The organism is Haloarchaeobius litoreus (genome assembly GCF_024495425.1).
GTDB classification, from domain to species: domain Archaea; phylum Halobacteriota; class Halobacteria; order Halobacteriales; family Natrialbaceae; genus Haloarchaeobius; species Haloarchaeobius litoreus.
On the sequence record NZ_JANHJR010000003.1, the window covers coordinates 672,407 to 688,929 of the forward strand.

Below are 16,523 nucleotides of genomic sequence, written 5' to 3' on the forward strand. Positions count from 1 at the left end.
TCTTCTCCGTACTTGCTGGATCGACTGCGTTGTTCACACCCACGGCTGTTCGTCATTGTGCTGCTCTAGATACCCGACGTCCACAGCTGCATCGGGCACACAGACGCACTCGCCGTCCTGTTTCAGAATCGTCCGTTCCAGCAACAGCATACGGGATGGACGGACACCTGGGATGCCCATCTGGCCGAGCAGGTCCCTCGAGAGGACCGGTCCAGTCGGGTCGTGCGTTTGATCTCGGTGAAGCCGCTCGAATACGCACAGAGGACCCTGGTTTGGACCCGAGCAGCGGCCGGACGATTTCGACGATGGACCCGCTGAAGCAAGGGTCCGGTACACACCCACGGTTAGATATCAGAGTTCTAGCTTTTATATCTATTAGACATCTATTTGTAGTGTCTAGATTGTTTTGGTATTCGAGGGCGCGGTGTGTGCGCCGGCACCTAGTAGTGTGGGAAATGTGCTATACTATCTGGCCCCGCGATCCCGATCGCTCTAGATTGGGAACGAGTGGCTACATCCTCGGGTAAGGCCTTCCTCGGTGTATAGTAGCCTGAGAGATTCGGTGGCAGTATCGGTCCGACCCTCGAACTGGCGCACGTCAGCAGTACCCGAGTGACTCGCGGACTGGGCCGAATCGCGGTTTTGCAGTGACTACAGGCGCTGCAGAGCGGAGCCAGCCGGCTGTCGGCTTCGAATCGGGGCACCGCTCCGAGCAGCACTAATATTTCTCCAATAAGAAATATTACTCCCGTCGCCCGTAGGTATTCTTCGCATATCAATCAGTGTGGAAGGGCAGCAGAACGATTTACATCAAATTCAAATGTATTATCTGAGTCTTGTATAAGTGGGTCAGTCTTCTGGCCCGTCGACCTCCTCGGTAGCCCCCAGGACCGACGGACCACGTCGAACCATGTCGGATGTGGACCGTCGGCGACTCCCGGATCGACCGGAGGAAGCTCCGCATTGCGAGGCGGCCATAACAAGCATATGTTTGTTACTTCCATCTCCCGGCTCGTACGCCGGCCCCGGGAGAGGTCCCGTAGTGGTCGTCGGAGCCGACGGCTTTCGAGGCGAGCCCCTCCTGTGCTAGCCGCTAACAGCTACATTTTTACGCGTCGCCCGACTTTCCGGACACATGTCACGGGCCGATACGACCGGGTCAGCCGCGACAGTCGTCGCAGAGAACATCGGCGGTATCTCCAGCACCGAGGTCGAGATTCCCCCCGGCGTCACCGTGCTCACGGGTCGGAACGCGACGAACCGGACGTCGTTCCTCCAGACGATAATGGCGGGCGTGGGCAGCACCGACGTCTCGCTCAAAGGGGATGCCGACGAGGGGTCGGTCGAGCTCGAACTGGACGGGACGACGTACCGGCGAACGCTCAGCCGAACCGACGGAACCGTCAGCTTCGGAGGTGAACCGTATCTCGACGACGCGTCCGTCGCCGACCTCTTCGCGTTCCTGCTCGAGTCGAACGCGGCCCGCCAGGCCGTCGTTCGCGACGACGACCTCCGGGAGTTGCTCATGCGACCGGTCGATACGGACGAGATCAAAGCCGAGATCGACCGCCTCGAACGCGAACGGGACGAGGTCGAGTCCGAGCTCGAAGCGATCGGGACGCTGAAGGGTGAACTGCCCGGCCTCGAGGCGCAGAAGTCGGAGCTGGTGTCCGAGATCGACGCCAAGCGAGCGGAGCTCGAGGACGTCGAAGCCGAGATCGAGTCGATGGACGCCGACGTCGACGAATCCCGGGCGGAGAAACAGGAGCTCGAATCACGGCTCGACGAACTCCGGACGCTCCGGTCCCAGCTGGACGACGTGCGGTCCGATATCGACATCGAGGAGGAGAGCATCGCATCCCTGCGGAGCGAACGCGCGGAGTTACAGGAGACACGGGAGGCGTTGCCGGACGCCCCGATGGGGGAGCACGAACAGATCGAGCGGGACATCAGCCGACTCCACGAGGAGAAACAGCAGCTTGAGGCGACGGTCAGCGATCTCCAGGGCGTCATCCAGTTCAACGAGGAGATGCTGGACGGTGAGCAGTCGGCCGTCGGGGGCGCGCTCGACCCGAACGACGGGTCGACCGGTGCTGTCACGGATCGGCTGCTCGAAGACGAGGAGGTCGTCTGCTGGACCTGCGGGAGCGAGGTGCCGGAGGAGCGGATCGAGCAGATGCTCGAACAACTGCGTGACGTTCGGCAGGGGCACACCGCCGATATTCGAGAGCGAGAGGCCGAACTCGACGAGTTACGCTCCGAACAGCGCGAACGGGAGGAACAGCAACGGCGTCGTGACCAGGTCGAGCAGCAGTTGACGGACATCGAGAACGAACTCGACGACAGGGAGGCCCGACTGGCGGACCTCCGCGCCCGCAGGGAGGAGCTCAACGAGCAGATAGAGACCACCGAGTCGGCGGTCAGGCAACTGGAGTCGGAGGAGTTCTCCGACATCCTCGAACGCCACAAGGAGGCGAATCAGATCGAGTTCGAACTCGGGCGGCTGGAGTCGGACCTCGACGACGTGACCGACCGGATCACGGAGATCGAGGATCGACTGGCCGAGGAGTCCGAACTGCAGCGGCAGCGAGAGACGCTCCAGTCGGAACTCGAAGACCAGCGGACCCGAATCGACCGCATGGAACAGGAGGCGGTCGAAGAGTTCAACGACCGGATGGCGGACATCCTGGAGATGCTGGACTACGACAACCTCGCACGGATCTGGATCGAGCGTGTCCAGCGGACCGTTCGAGAGGGACGACGCAACGTCGAGAAGACGGTGTTCGAGATGCACATCGTCCGGACGACCGAGTCGGGCGCGACCTACGAGGACACGGTCGACCACCTCTCGGAGAGCGAGCGCGAGGTGACGGGGTTGACGTTCGCGCTGGCGGGGTATCTCGTCCACGACCTCCACGAGACGGTCCCGTTCATGTTGCTGGATTCGCTGGAGGCGATCGACTCCGAACGAATCGCCGACCTCGTGTCGTACTTCTCGGAGTATCCGACGTACCTCGTCGTCGCGCTGCTCCCCGAGGACGCCCAGGCGCTCTCGCCGGCGTACACCCGAATCACCGAAATCTGAGACGAGAGCCGGAACGCCCTCCCGCCCCCGCTATCCGGACTGGCACTCACAGCTCCCCTCGCGCAGGAGTTCGATCAGACCGTACTGCGTGTCGCAGTCCTCGCAGAGGACGCTGATGTCGATGAAGAGACGGTACTCCCCGATGGAGAGCCGGTCGGTCGAATCGAGCTGGTCGATGCTCTTCTCGGCGACCGAGCGGGTTCGCGACGTGAGACGCTGGATGGTTTCGATCACGTTGTCGACGCGTGTCTCGTCGTCGTCGCCTCGGTCGTACTCGGCGCCCCGATACGCCGTGAGGTAGGAGCGGACCGCCTGATACGTGACGAAATCGCGCTCGAGCTGGTCGATGTCTACGCCGTTCTGCTCGAGTCGCTGCTGGGCCTCCGTTCGGTTCCCGCTGCTGACGTCGTCGCTCGTCAACAGCCGGTACAGGTTGTCGACCTCGCCGTCGACCGACGACACGTCCGCGTCGTGCAGCGCGGCGTCGAGCAGTCGCTTGTTGAACCGGTCGGCCAGGGCGCGGAGACTCTCCCGCTGGTCGCCGTCCGCCGTCCAGCGCGCTTCGAGCTGGTCGCCGAACCGCTCGCCGAGGCCGTACTGCTCGATGAGGCGTGCAACCTTGCTGTTCACCCTGTCACCCGCGTCCTCGTCGGCGTTCGAAGGCATTCGTTCCGTCAGCTTGGCGCGACTGTCGTATTAAAACGACGGTTCCACGTCCGGACGGGGGGACGGGACGACCGGACGGCCAAGAATAACAGGCGTAGTTTCGTTATTCTGGTGGCGAGCCGGGTCGTCGCTCGCCTCGGTCGACCGAGATGCTGACGCACCGTTCGGGCATCCGTGACGCTGGTCCGTGAGACGTGTGCTTCCGGATGGGTGCGTCAGTACGCCCGTCCGGGTCGTTCAACCGGCATTCCGACCTGACCATGTCCCGTTCCACGATGTCGGACGCCCGTTTTTCGAGAGAGTACGGGTGTAACAGCCGCCGATGGAAATTTATCGGCTTGTAGTGAGAAATAAACTAATCTGGGGGATATTACCACACATGTTCCGAAAACTCACCCGAGACATCGAACTATCGTCCGTTTCATGTATGTGGGATGCTGACAACCAACACATCACGAGTACGTGACGTTGAGTTCGATGACGTTGACGGTCTCGAGCACCTTCTCCGGGAGGGTGTTCCGGAACCGGTCGTCACGGATGCGATGCGAGGGACCGGAGACGCTGACCGCACCGAGAACGCGGTTGTCGTTGCTCAGGACCGGAGCCGCGACACAGCGGAGGCCCTTCAGTCGCTCCTCGTCGTCGAAGGCGTAGCCACGCTCGCGGATGTCCGCGAGCTGGTCGAATAGTTCGTCCCGGTCCGTGACCGTCTTCGGCGTCGTCTGTTCCAGCCCGTGCATCTCGATGATCTCGTCGACCCTGGACTCGGGGAGATGCGCCAGAATCGACTTCCCGAGCGCCGTCGAGTGGAGCGAGACGCGCGTCCCGACGTGGGCTTCCACCTGCACCGCCGCCTCCCCCCGGGCTCGCTGGAGGTACGTCCCTCGTCCGTGCTCCTCGATGAGGAAGTTCGCAAGTTCGTCCGTCTCGTCGGCCAGCCGGGCGACCTCGGGCTCCGCGATGTTGTATATCTGCCGTCGGTTCCGCGCGTACGCACCCAGTTCCAGGAACCGGATGCCGACCTCGTACTGTCCCCCGTCGTTGACCACGTACTCCTCCTGTTCGAGCGTACTGAGGTAGTTGTGGACCGTACTGCGCGGGAGGTCGGTGTGCTCAGCGAGCTCCGACACGCCCGCGCCGTCGAGCGAGTGGAGTGCCTCGACGATCCGGAACGTCGTCTCGGTGGATTTGATCGGATTCTTGGCTGGCGTTCCCATGACACAGTGGTGCACGGTCCGCAATCATAAATCTTCTTTCCACGATGTGGAACGGAGTGGCCGGAGCGTGCGATACGTTCGACAGAGAAGAGCGGGCGACCTCAGTAGTTCAGATACACCGTCTTCGTCGACGTGTAGAAGTCGAGTGCGGCGTCGCCCTGCTCGCGGTACGTGTCCGTCGAGGAGCGTTTGTACCCACCGAAGGGCACGTGGAGTGCGAGACCCGTGGTCTTCTCGTTGACCTTCGCGACGCCGGCCTCGATCTCGTCGACGAACCGGTGGGCCTGGTCGAGGTCGTTCGTCAGCACACTCGCCGACAGGCCGTACTCGACGTCGTTCGCGACCGCGATCGCCTCGTCGAAGTCGTCCACCTCGATGACCGAGAGCACCGGGCCGAACACCTCCTCCTGTGCGATACGCATCCCGGGATCGACGTCGGCGAAGACGGTCGGTTCGACGAAATGGCCGTCCGCGTGTGCCTCGTCGTCGGGGACGCCACCACCGGTCGCCAGCGTCGCCCCCTCCGTTCGGCCGACGTCGACGTACCGCAGTGTGCCCTCCAGTTCGGACTCGCTGACGTGCGGTCCCATGTCCGCACCGGCACGCCCGTCACCGATACGCAGCCCCTCGGCGTACTCGACGATGCCATCGAGGAACTCGTCGTACTGGTCGGTCGTCACGATGGCCCGCGAACAGGCGGTACAGGCCTGTCCGGTGACACCGAACGCACCGGAACCGACGATGTCGACCGCCGTCTCGATGTCGGCGCTGTCGGTGACGATTGTCGGGTTCTTGCCGCCCATCTCGCATTGCGCGCGCTTCTGGTCCGCCGTCGCGGCCTCGTACACCTGTGTCCCGACAGCTGCGCTGCCGGTGAACGAGATGGCGTCGACGTCCTCGTGGGTCACGATGGCGTCGCCGACCTCGCTGCCCGACCCGAGGACGTAGTTGACCACGCCGTCGGGGACGCCGGCGTCGTCGAGGCACTCGACGATTGCGCCGCCCACGAGCGGGGCCTGGAGTGCAGGTTTGAACACGACCGTGTTTCCAGCCGCGAGCGCCGGCGCGATCTTCCACGCGGGGATGGCGATGGGATAGTTCCACGGCGTGATCAGCCCGGCGACCCCGAGGGGTTCGCGCCGGGTCGACAGCGTCGCGTCCGGCCCGCCCGCCGACTTGACGGTCCCGCCCACGTCGAGTGCCTTCTCCGCGTAGTAGGCGAAGATGTCGACCGCGCGCTGGACCTCCCCTTCGGCCTCCGCGAGGGTCTTCCCCTCCTCTCGACTGAGCAGGTCCGTGAGTTCGTCCTTTCGGGCACCGAGCTCCTGCGACGTCCGTCGCAGGATCGCACCGCGGTCGGCGCCGGACATCCCGGCCCAGTCGTCGGTCACCGCCGCGGCGGCTGCGACCGCCCGGTCGGCGTCGTCGGCGTCCGCCTGCCGGCAGGTCGCGACGAGGTCGGTCGTGTCCGCCGGGTTCCGCACCTCGAAGGTGGTCCCCGCGTCCGGTTCTAGCCACTGCCCGTCGATGTAGGAAGCGCTGGCTCGCATCGTCGTCTCGATTATCTTCGTCGTGACTTATTGCTGTTTGGGTGGCACGGCGATCGGGTGACGGTGCGGTCGTCGACGACGAAGGTCAGCGCTCGAGGACGGCCGGTCGCGGGAGCGAGACGTCGAATCCGACGGCCTCGGCCGTCTGGGTCGGCCACTCCCCCGTGTCCGTCAGCACCTCGAACCCGTCGTCGACGACCACGGTGTCCTCGCTCTTCGCTCCCCGAACGGTCGGGTTCCAGGCGTAGGCCATCGGGAGCGTCACCGGCGCGTCGGAGTCGGGGGTGGCGATCCACTCCCGGCCCGCGTAGCCGGCGGCCCCGCCCTGGTGGTGCTCGCGCCATTCCTCCGGGACGCCGCCCGCGGCGTAGGCATCTCGGATGGACGTGAAGACGTCGCCCGCGGTCCCACCTGCTCGGCCGACGCTGCGGGTCGCCGCGAGCGCGGTCGTTTCGACGCGTGCCGCGATTGCGTGGCGGTCCTGCAGCCACGCTGGTGGGTCGAAGGCGATGGTCCGGGTACAGCTCGCGTACAGTCCGTCACGGGTCGCCGTCACCGAGACGAGGGCGTAGTCCCCCAGTGGTGCGTCCTGGGGCGTGTAGTGCCGGTACTTCGGTGCACGGGCGCCACCACCGACGAGCACGACGGGCGCTTCGATATCTCGTCCGGCCAGCGCACAGCGAATCTCCGTGGCCGTCTCGCGTTCCGTCGCGTCCGGGTCGACCGTCCGACAGACCGTCTCGACGGCGGCCGCCGTCTCCCGTCCGAGCGTCCGATACGCCGTGAGGTCGTCGGGGGTGAGCGGCTGGCGGAGCTCGCTCCCGTCGATGCGCTCGAAGCCCGGAACGTCGAAGTCAGCGCCCGCGGGCACCGGACTGTGGTCGGCGACGGCCGCCGCGAGCGACGATTCGTGCCAGGGCACGCTCACCACCCGGACGTCGTCGGGAAGCTCCTCGGCCCGCAGTCGCGGTTCCTCGATACTGTCGGTCACGACGGTCAGCTCGTCGCCGTCGTATCCGGCCGCCGCCGTGCCGACCGGCGCGTGCCTGTCGACGAGGTTGTCGCCACCGGTCAGCCACGCGAAGGCGTTCGGACGCGCGAACCAGACCGCCTCGAGGCCGCGGTCGGCGAGCAGGGAGTCCAGCCGTGTTCGCTTACTCGGAGTCACGGCTGTTCCGTGGCACGCCGAGGAGAATAGTTCTGTCGCCGGTCGAGGCCCACGGTTCCGGAACGGCGGCCGGACGAGGGGTCACGGCTGCGGGGAAGATATAAATCACAGTCCACAGAGATAACGGACGCAATGGTTCATCACGACCGATTGAGCGACCCGAACGCGGAGTACACGATGCGCGACCTCTCGGGCGAGACACTCGGCCTCGACGCGGACCGGGGGATCCGAGACGCCGAGATAACCGACGTCCAGACGACGATGGTCGACGGGAACTACCCGTGGATCCTCGTCCGCGTCTACACGGATGCCGGCATCGTCGGAACCGGCGAGTCCTACTGGGGCGGCGGCGACACCGCCATCGTCGACCGGATGCGGCCCTTCCTGCTCGGCGAGAACCCGCTCGACGTCGACCGCCTGTACGAACATCTCGTCCAGAAGATGTCGGGCGAGGGCTCCGTCTCCGGGAAGGTCATCTCGGCCATCTCCGGCATCGAGATCGCCCTGCACGACGCCGCGGGGAAGCTCCTCGACGTCCCCGTCTACCAGCTGCTGGGGGGCAAGTACCGCGACGAGGTCCGCGTCTACTGCGACTGTCACGCCGGCGACGAGGCCGAGCCCGAATCCAACGCCGACGAAGCCGAGCGGGTGGTCGAGGAACTCGGCTACGACGCGCTCAAGTTCGACCTCGACGTCCCCTCCGGCTACGAGGTCGACCGGGCGCACCGGCACCTGCGGCAGCCGGCGATCGAGCACAAGGTCGAGATCGTCGAGGCCGTCACCGAGCGCATCGGTGACCGCGCGGACGTCGCGTTCGACTGTCACTGGTCGTACGGTGCCGGGAGCGCGAAGCGACTGGCCGAGGCGCTCGAGCCCTACGACGTCTGGTGGCTGGAGGACCCGATTCCGCCGGAGAACCACGACGTGCAGCGCACCGTCACGGAATCGACGTCGACCCCCATCGCGACCGGCGAGAACGTCTTCCGGACACACGGTCAGCGCCGGCTGTTGACCGAGGAGGCCGTCGACATCATCGCGCCCGACATCCCGAAGGTGGGCGGCCTCCGCGAGGGGATGAAGATCGCGAACCTCGCGGACGTGTTCTACGTGCCCGTCGCGATGCACAACGTCGCCTCGCCCATCGGGACGATGGCGAGCGCACAGCTGGGGGCGGCCATCCCGAACGCGCTCGCCGTCGAGTTCCACTCCTACCAGCTCGGCTGGTGGGAGGACCTCGTCGCGGAGTCGGACCTCATCGAGGGCGGACGGATGACGATTCCGGAGGAGCCGGGGCTGGGGCTCACGCTCGACATGGACACCGTCGCCGAGAAGATGGTCGACGGCGAGGAGCTGTTCGACGAAGCGTGACGCGCTTCGTCGAGCCAGCGAGTCGCAGCGCGAACGAAGTGAGCGACCGTCTCGCGCGGTTCGATGCGGCGTAGCGAGGCTGCTGTCGGCGGTCGATAGTTCGGCGTTCGCGTGCAGTCGTGAGCCACGCCCCGGTCCCGAGCGGAGCCGTTGTTGCGGCCGCTCACGCAGGCGTAACAAGCAGAATCGCGCGACGGCGAAAGTTTGATAGTGCGTCACACAGACGACCAGATATGCGGTATTACCAACTCCGCAGACGCGGAGAGTCGACACTCGCCGCCGTGACGGAATCGGGTGCGTACGACCTCTCGTCGGTCAAGCCGGACCTGGCGTCGTTCGCGGACCTCGTCAGCACCGCCGAGATCATCGACCGGCCGCCCGACGAGATCGTCACCCCACTTCTCGACGATGCGACGGAGCTCTCGATGGAGGCGGTCCAGGCCAACTGCACCCTTCCGGTCGACGTCGACGAGGTCTGGGCGGCCGGCGTCACCTACCAGATCAGCGAGGAGGCACGAAAGGAAGAGAGCAACATGGCCCAGATGTACATCGACGTCTACGACGCCGAGCGGCCCGAACTGTTCTTCAAAGCGCAGGGGGACCGGACCGTCGGCCCGGACGACGCCATCGGTGTCCGCGCCGATTCGAACTGGAACGTCCCCGAACCGGAGCTGGGTATCGTGCTGTACCGCGGCCAGCCGGTCGGCTACACGGTCGGGAACGACGTGAGCAGTCGCGAGATAGAGGGGGAGAACCCGCTGTACCTCCCACAGGCGAAGATCTACGAACGGTGCTGCTCGCTCGGGCCCTGCGTGTCGACGGACATCGCCGACCCGCACGCACTCGAGATGTCGATGACCATCACGCGGGACGAGGAGCCCGTCTACCAGGAGACGACCAACACCGCGGAGATGGTCCGGACCTGCGAAGAGCTCGTCTCGTACTACACCCGGCACAACGTCCTCCCCGAGGTCGCCGTGCTCCTGACCGGAACGTCGCTCGTCCCCGAGGAGGGGTTCACGCTCCAGGCCGGCGACCACGTCGACATCGAGGTCGAGGACATCGGCGTCCTCTCGAACCCCGTCGTCAGCGTCTGAACGCGCCGTCGAGCACTGGCCAGCGGCAGTCACCCGTGCCGTCACCGGGCAGCCGGCGTGAACTTTTATGTGGGTACTCGTCACCTCTCGACTATGGAGTTCCCGTTCGACGACTTCACCGGCCGTGACTGGCAGACAGCCGACGACCCCGGAACCGTCCGGTTCGCGATGATCGGACTCGGGTGGTGGACGCGAGCACAGGCGATTCCGGCGGTCGAGGAGAGCTCCTTCGGGGAGACCACCGTCGTCGTCAGCGGCTCGGCCGAGAAAGCCCGCGATGCGACCGACCTCGCGGCGAGTATCGAGCACGCCATCACGTACGACGAGTTCCACGAGGGCGTCGCGGCTGACGCGTACGACGCCGTCTACATCTGCACCCCGAACGGACTCCACCTGCCGTTCGTCGAGACAGCGGCACGTCTCGACAAGGCGGTCCTCTGCGAGAAGCCGATGGAGGCGACGGTCGAACGGGCACGCGAGATCGTCGGGTTCGCCGACGACGTCGCGGTGATGATCGCCTACCGGATGCAGACCGAACCGACCGTCCGTCGCGCTCGCGAGGTCATCGACGCGGGCATCATCGGCGAGCCGGTCCACGTCCACGCGAGCATGTCCCAGCCGCTCCTCGAGGTGATCCCCGACCCGAACCAGTGGCGGCTCGACCCGGAGCTGTCGGGTGGCGCGACCGTGATGGACATCGGGCTGTACCCCATCAACACCACGCGGTTCCTCCTCGACGACGACCCCGTCGCGGTGCAGGCACACTCGACGTACGAGCACGACGCGTTCGCCGACGTGGCGGACGAGCACGTGTCGTTCACGCTGGTGTTCGCCGATGGAGTCCACGCCGTCTGTACCGCCAGTCAGAACGCCGCCCGGTCGAGCCACCTCCGGGTGACGGGGACCGAGGGCGAGGTCGTCCTCGACCCCGTCTTCTTCGACCGGGAGGACCGCGGCTTCCGGCTCTCGGTCGGCGACGAACAGTACACCGTCGCGTTCGAGCAGGTCGACCAGATGACCGAGGAGTTCGACTACTTCGCTCACTGCCTGTTGACCGGGACCGAACCGTCACCCGATGCCGAGCACGGCTTCGTGGACATGCTCGTCATGGACGCGATATACGACGCGGCGGCGGCGGACGACGCGACACCCGTCCCGGAGCCGTGATCCCAGCCGTTCGCCGACCGCGCATCGAGCGTCGCTCCCCACCGTCGAGACAGACGAACGCCTGCAAGCGGGCGGTGATATCCATCCAGACGGCGTTTTTCCCCCCAGAGCGGGGATAATTTTTTATACTTTGTGAATATACGACGTGGTATGTCATCGGATGACAATCCAGCGGAGCGTGGTATCTCGATCGACGTGGGGGCGGGTGTCTCACGTCGAGGACTCGTGAAACAACTCGGTGCAGCGAGCGCCGCCGTGGGGCTGGCCGGGTGTGGGACCACCTCCAACGAGGAGCCGACCGACACCGACACCGATGGCGGTGGTGGTGGTGGCAACGGTGGCGGTGGTGACGACAACGACGGTGGGGGCGGCGAGGACCAACCCGACTTCGAGTTCTCCCGTCATCCGGCGGTCGCGCCACCGACCTGGGACCCCTCGAAGACACGGGAGGGCTCGGGAGAGAACCGGCGGACGGCGGTGTTCGTGCTGCAGAACATCGACAACCCCTTCTTCATCCCGATGACCTGTGGCTTCCACGACGCACTCAACATGTTCGGCTGGGACGGACAGGTCACCGGCCCGCCGGCCAACGGTGGGATTCCGGACCAGGTCAGCCTCATCAACCAGAACGTCTCGAACATGGAGCCGGGCGACGTGCTCGTGACGACGGTGCTCAACAACGAGGCGTACAACGACGCCATCCAGAACGCCCTCGACAACGACATCGTGGTCGTCAACGGTCACTCGACGCCAGCCACGAAGGACTGGAACTACGACTACATGACGGACGACGTCGGCTTCTCGTACCGGGACCAGCCGATGATCGTCCCCCACGTCGGCATCCGCGACGCCCGTGGCGGGGCGGCGATGGCCGCCGAGGCGTACGACCGGATGCAGGAGAAGATGCCCGACAAGGACGAGTACACGGTGCTCATCACGAACGAGCTCCCGGACAACCCCTCGGTCACCCGGCGGGTCAGCAAGGACGCGGCGGACCTCGGGACGGCGGAGCGGTACTTCAAGGCACAGAGCGACCCCTCGGTGACGCTCTACAACGACCAGATAATCAATCCGCCCGCGAGCATCGCCGACGCCCAGACGCAGATCGTCAACACCATCTCCGGCGAGGACGTCGACGCGGTCGTCTGTTCGGCGTTCTGGGGTGCGGTCGGGGCTGGACAGGCGCTCGAAGCCGGCGAGCTGGAGGGGCCGATGGTCGTCTGTGGCTTCGACCTGCTGCGGCCGCTGCTCAACCAGATCGAGGCCGGCACCGTCGACTTCACCGTGGGACAGGACCCGTACAGTCAGGGGTTCCAGAACGTCCCGCTGGCCTGGATGTACATCGAGCGCGGCATCGAGATGAAGGACCTCGAGTGGGGCGTCTCGGTCTGGGACCAGGAGAACGTCGACTTCGCACTCGAACGCCGGTCGTGGGCCGGTGACAACGGCCTCCTGCAGTGGCAGGAGAGCAACTACGACTTCCTCCAGTGAGCGCGGAACGAGGCTCACACCGGACGAACCGAGACGCAAACACTCACAACGACACAATGTATGTCAGAATCAACGTCAGAATCTGAAGGAACATCGCCTGCCGACGGGGTGGAACCCGCCTCGGGTCCGACGGCTCGCACCGACCAGAGCGGGACCGACGAGACGGGTGACGACGAGGTCGTCCTCCAAACACAGGACCTGAGCAAGTTCTTTGGGGCCATCGAGGCGGTCAAGGACGTCAGCATCGACGTCAAGGCCGACGAGATCCTCGCCATCGCCGGCGACAACGGTGCGGGGAAGACAACGTTCATCCGGATGCTCTCGGGCGTCCTCCAGCCGACCGCCGGGGAGATCTACCTCCGGGAGGACGGCCGACTCGTCGAGCAGTTCTTCTCCTCGTCGAAGGACGCGATGGACGCCGGCATCGCGACGGTCTACCAGGAACAGCATCTGAGTCCGAACGCCAGCGCCGCCAACAACATCTTCCTCGGGATGGAACCGCTCAAGGACGGGCCCGAGGGGTGGCTGCTCCGCCGGACCGACATGGACCACATGATAACGGAGAGCCGTTCCCTGCTGAACGAGATCGGGTTCGACTTCGACCCGCGGTCGAAGGTCAACGAGCTCTCCGGTGGCCAGAAGCAGGCGGTCGCGGTGGCCCGCGCGCTCATCCGCGACCCGCCGATCATCATCCTCGACGAACCCACCTCGGAGGTGTCGACGACGGGCACCGACAAGATCATCGACCTCGTCAGGGGGATTCCGGACGGCGAGAAGTCGGTCATCCTCATCTCGCACAAGATCGACGTCGTCGTCGACGTCGCGGACCGGATCGCCGTCATGCGAGACGGCGAGATCGTCGAGATACTGAACACGAACGAGGACGACGTCGACCGACTCGACATCGTCGAACGCATGCACCGGGAGCGGGAGCGCTGATCCACCGTGGCAACCGAATCAACGAACGTCGGCAGACGGTTCAGCTCGGTCCGGTCGTGGGTGTTCGACAGACGCGAGGGGAGCGTGCTGGTCGGCCTCATCGCCATCTTCCTGGTGGGCGTCTACATCGAACCCTCCCGCTTCCTCCTGCTGGACAACCTGGCACGCATCCTGCGTGCGGCGGCCACGACCGCCATCATCGGCTACGGCGTCGCACTGCTGATGGTCACCGCGGAGTTCGACCTGTCGGTCGGGTCGATGTACGGCGTCGCGGCCGGGATGGGCGCCATCCTCATCGGCGGCGATGCCTTCGGGTTCCACCCCCTGTTCGTCGTCGCGGTCGTCCTCGTGTTCTCGGTCATCTTCGGCATCACGCAGGGCCTGGTCGTGACGAAGCTCGGCCTGCCGTCGCTCATCGTCACCATCGGGACGCTGACGCTGCTGCGCGGCATCCACCGCATCCTGCTCGGTGGAACGACCGCCTCCGCGAGCGACGTTGGCATCCTGAAGTGGCTCGGCGGGCCCATCATCATCGCGGACCTGCCGTTCATGACGGGACCGATCTTCTACCAGGTCCCGTTCGTCCACAACGAGGTGAAGACGTTCGGGCAGTTCTCGATCCTCATCGTCTGGATCTTCGTGCTGCTCGTCGTGTTCCACTACATACTGCACCACACCCGCTTCGGGCTCCACGCTCGTGCGACCGGCGACAACATCGACTCCGTCGAGACGACGGGGATCGACCCCGAGATCGTCAAGCTCGGCTGCTTCGGGCTGTGTAGCCTGACGGCGGCGTTCGCCGGGCTGGCGTTCCTCGGCCGGTTCGGCTCGGTGTCGTCCGGGAGTGGCGACGGCCTCGCGCTGGTCGTCATCGCGGCCGTCGTGCTCGGCGGGACGAAGCTCACCGGCGGCGAGGGGTCGATGATCGGCGTGCTGTTCGGCTCGCTCGTGCTGGCCACCGCGAACAACGTGCTCGCACTCGCCGGCCTGAACGTCAGCGGCTGGCAGGGCGTCATCACCGGGGGCTTCATCATCGCCGCCATCGGTCTCGACGTCATCCTGAAGGGGTTCAGCTACGACCTCCTTCGGTCGTGGTACGCCGAGCCGCTGCGGGAGATACTCGGGTCCCCGCGTGGGTTCTTCGCGAACCGGGCCGAACAGAAGACGACGGACGACATGTTCGGCTTCCTGATGCTGTCGGTCGGGGCCACCGCGCTCGCGACGAACGTCGTCGCCTGGGTCCTCGGCAACGCCAGCGTGAGCAACGCCATCGGGATGGACATCGGCGGGTTCAAGCTGTTCCTGCGGGGCGGCTGGCCCGAGACCGCGGCCGAGATATACCTCTTCTTCATGCTGCTGGCGCTGGTCGCCTACGCGGCGATCGAGGTGTCGGCCCAGTTCTTCGATAGTCCCGGTGACTACGAAGATACGCTCCTGAGCGTCTGCTACGGGATGGCTCCCGCGCCGCTGTTCGCCATCCCTGCCGTGATGCTGGGCTACGGTATCTTCTTCCTCGTCGAGGACGCGATGCTGTCGGCGCTCGCCGTCTCGGTGCCCATCCTGCTCCTCATCGGGTGGACGATGTACGCCGGCGTCAGCGAGACGCACGAACTGTCGAGACGCCGTTCGGTCGGCGTCGTCGCGGCGGTGTTCGTGGCGTGGCTGGTCGTCGCCGGCATCGTCGCGCTCGGGTTCTCGACGGCCTGAGTGCGCACCCCGTCACCGGCCCGTCCGTTCCGTGCCTTCGGTCGAACGTCGAGACAGGCCATAGATTTATCATATTCGATGGTGTGGACGACTGTATGGACGTTGGAGTCCTAACAGTAGCACTCGGGGATGAACCGCTCGAAGACGCAGTGGAGTACCTGTCTGACCTCGGAGTGGACGCCATCGAACTCGGCTGTGGCGGCTTCGTCGGGGAGGACCACCTCCCGCGAGAGTCGTACCTCGACGACGAGGCAGCCCAGGCGGAACTGCTCGAACTCGTCGCCGACCACGACCTCCGAATCAGCGCGCTCTCGACACACAACAACCCGCTCCACCCGGACGAGGACCGGGCGGAGCGCGCCGCGACGGAGATCCGAGAGACGGTCCGTCTGGCCGACCAGCTCGGCGTCGACAACGTGAACACGTTCTCGGGACTGCCGGCCGGCAGTCCCGCGGGCGAGGTGCCGAACTGGATCACGGCTCCGTGGCCACCGGAACACGCTGAGGCACTGGAGTACCAGTGGGAGGAGGTCGCCATCCCGCGCTGGACCGACCTCGCCGAACACGCCGCCGAGTACGACGTGAACGTCTGCATCGAGATGCACCCCAACATGCTCGTCTACGAGCCCACGAGCATGCTCCGACTGCGCGAGGCGACCAACGAGTACATCGGCGCGAACTTCGACCCGTCGCACCTCTACTGGCAGGGCATCGACGCGACCGAGGCCATCCGGTTCCTCGGCGAGCACGACGCCATCCACCACTTCCACGCCAAGGACACCGGGCTCTACGAGCACAACGCTCGCGTGCAGGGCTACCTCGACACGAACGCCTACACCGACGAACCCAACCGCTCGTGGCTGTTCCGGTCCATCGGCTACGGCCACGACGAGGCCCACTGGAAGGACGTCGTCTCGACGCTCCGGATGGTCGGCTACGAGGGCGCGCTCAGCATCGAACACGAGGACTCGCTGACCTCCGGCCGGGAAGGGCTGGAGAAGGCCATCGACGTGCTCCAGCGGGCCGTGTTCGAGACGCAACCGGGCGAGGCGTACTGGGCGTGATTCG

12 protein-coding genes are annotated in these 16,523 nt (G+C 65.5%); 8 read left to right on the top strand and 4 right to left on the bottom strand.

All coding sequences use genetic code 11. The features are described 5' to 3' along the window. The first annotated feature begins 1,135 nt into the window (after nt 1–1,135). Nucleotides 1,136–3,085: an archaea-specific SMC-related protein gene (locus tag NOW55_RS15780; protein ID WP_256401070.1), complete on the top strand. Its 1,950-nt coding sequence runs from the start codon at nt 1,136–1,138 to the stop codon at nt 3,083–3,085. Nucleotides 3,086–3,115: 30 nt separating this feature from the next. Here NOW55_RS15780 and rdfA read toward each other — a convergent pair whose 3' ends face one another. The 4 genes from rdfA to NOW55_RS15800 form a co-directional block, all read right to left on the bottom strand. Then, nucleotides 3,116–3,751: a rod-determining factor RdfA gene (gene rdfA, locus NOW55_RS15785; RefSeq protein ID WP_256401071.1), complete on the bottom strand. Its 636-nt coding sequence runs from the start codon at nt 3,749–3,751 to the stop codon at nt 3,116–3,118. Between the two features lie 452 nt (nt 3,752–4,203). Further along, nucleotides 4,204–4,968: an IclR family transcriptional regulator gene (locus NOW55_RS15790; RefSeq protein WP_256401072.1), complete on the bottom strand. Its 765-nt coding sequence runs from the start codon at nt 4,966–4,968 to the stop codon at nt 4,204–4,206. A 101-nt stretch (nt 4,969–5,069) separates the two neighbouring features. Beyond that, nucleotides 5,070–6,518 carry a 2,5-dioxovalerate dehydrogenase gene (gene xacF / locus NOW55_RS15795; RefSeq protein ID WP_256401073.1) on the bottom strand — a complete coding sequence of 483 codons (1,449 nt, stop codon included), beginning with the start codon at nt 6,516–6,518 and terminating at the stop codon, nt 5,070–5,072. Between the two features lie 85 nt (nt 6,519–6,603). After that, nucleotides 6,604–7,686, bottom strand: coding sequence for a M24 family metallopeptidase (locus NOW55_RS15800; protein ID WP_256401074.1), 1,083 nt, complete (start codon nt 7,684–7,686; stop codon nt 6,604–6,606). 132 nt (nt 7,687–7,818) lie between these two features. On the opposite strand from NOW55_RS15800, the gene NOW55_RS15805 reads away from it, so the two are divergent. From NOW55_RS15805 to NOW55_RS15835, 7 genes are all read left to right on the top strand, one after another. Continuing rightward, nucleotides 7,819–9,054, top strand: coding sequence for a mandelate racemase/muconate lactonizing enzyme family protein (locus tag NOW55_RS15805; RefSeq protein WP_256401075.1), 1,236 nt, complete (start codon nt 7,819–7,821; stop codon nt 9,052–9,054). 233 nt (nt 9,055–9,287) lie between these two features. Further along, the gene (locus NOW55_RS15810) at nt 9,288–10,151 is read left to right on the top strand and encodes a fumarylacetoacetate hydrolase family protein (RefSeq protein ID WP_256401076.1); all 864 of its coding nucleotides are present in this window, start codon (nt 9,288–9,290) and stop codon (nt 10,149–10,151) included. A gap of 93 nt (nt 10,152–10,244) precedes the next feature. Further along, entirely contained in the window at nt 10,245–11,318 is a 1,074-nt protein-coding gene (gfo6, locus tag NOW55_RS15815) for a D-xylose 1-dehydrogenase Gfo6 (RefSeq protein WP_256401077.1), read from the top strand. Between the two features lie 150 nt (nt 11,319–11,468). Then, on the top strand, nt 11,469–12,809 hold the full coding sequence (locus NOW55_RS15820) for a substrate-binding domain-containing protein (protein ID WP_256401078.1): 1,341 nt from the start codon (nt 11,469–11,471) through the stop codon (nt 12,807–12,809). A gap of 60 nt (nt 12,810–12,869) precedes the next feature. Beyond that, the gene (locus NOW55_RS15825) at nt 12,870–13,748 is read left to right on the top strand and encodes an ATP-binding cassette domain-containing protein (RefSeq protein ID WP_256401079.1); all 879 of its coding nucleotides are present in this window, start codon (nt 12,870–12,872) and stop codon (nt 13,746–13,748) included. Nucleotides 13,749–13,754: 6 nt separating this feature from the next. Further along, nucleotides 13,755–15,455: an ABC transporter permease gene (locus NOW55_RS15830; RefSeq protein ID WP_256401080.1), complete on the top strand. Its 1,701-nt coding sequence runs from the start codon at nt 13,755–13,757 to the stop codon at nt 15,453–15,455. 95 nt (nt 15,456–15,550) lie between these two features. Next, entirely contained in the window at nt 15,551–16,519 is a 969-nt protein-coding gene (locus NOW55_RS15835) for a sugar phosphate isomerase/epimerase family protein (protein ID WP_256401081.1), read from the top strand. Nucleotides 16,520–16,523: the final 4 nt, after the last annotated feature.

Coding starts and splice junctions, on each gene's coding strand:
- NOW55_RS15780 (WP_256401070.1), top strand. CDS start 1,136: ATGTCACGGGCCGATACGACCGGGTCAGCCGCGACAGTCGTCGCAGAG.
- rdfA (WP_256401071.1), bottom strand. CDS start 3,751: ATGCCTTCGAACGCCGACGAGGACGCGGGTGACAGGGTGAACAGCAAG.
- NOW55_RS15790 (WP_256401072.1), bottom strand. CDS start 4,968: ATGGGAACGCCAGCCAAGAATCCGATCAAATCCACCGAGACGACGTTC.
- xacF (WP_256401073.1), bottom strand. CDS start 6,518: ATGCGAGCCAGCGCTTCCTACATCGACGGGCAGTGGCTAGAACCGGAC.
- NOW55_RS15805 (WP_256401075.1), top strand. CDS start 7,819: ATGGTTCATCACGACCGATTGAGCGACCCGAACGCGGAGTACACGATG.
- NOW55_RS15810 (WP_256401076.1), top strand. CDS start 9,288: ATGCGGTATTACCAACTCCGCAGACGCGGAGAGTCGACACTCGCCGCC.
- gfo6 (WP_256401077.1), top strand. CDS start 10,245: ATGGAGTTCCCGTTCGACGACTTCACCGGCCGTGACTGGCAGACAGCC.
- NOW55_RS15820 (WP_256401078.1), top strand. CDS start 11,469: ATGTCATCGGATGACAATCCAGCGGAGCGTGGTATCTCGATCGACGTG.
- NOW55_RS15825 (WP_256401079.1), top strand. CDS start 12,870: ATGTCAGAATCAACGTCAGAATCTGAAGGAACATCGCCTGCCGACGGG.
- NOW55_RS15835 (WP_256401081.1), top strand. CDS start 15,551: ATGGACGTTGGAGTCCTAACAGTAGCACTCGGGGATGAACCGCTCGAA.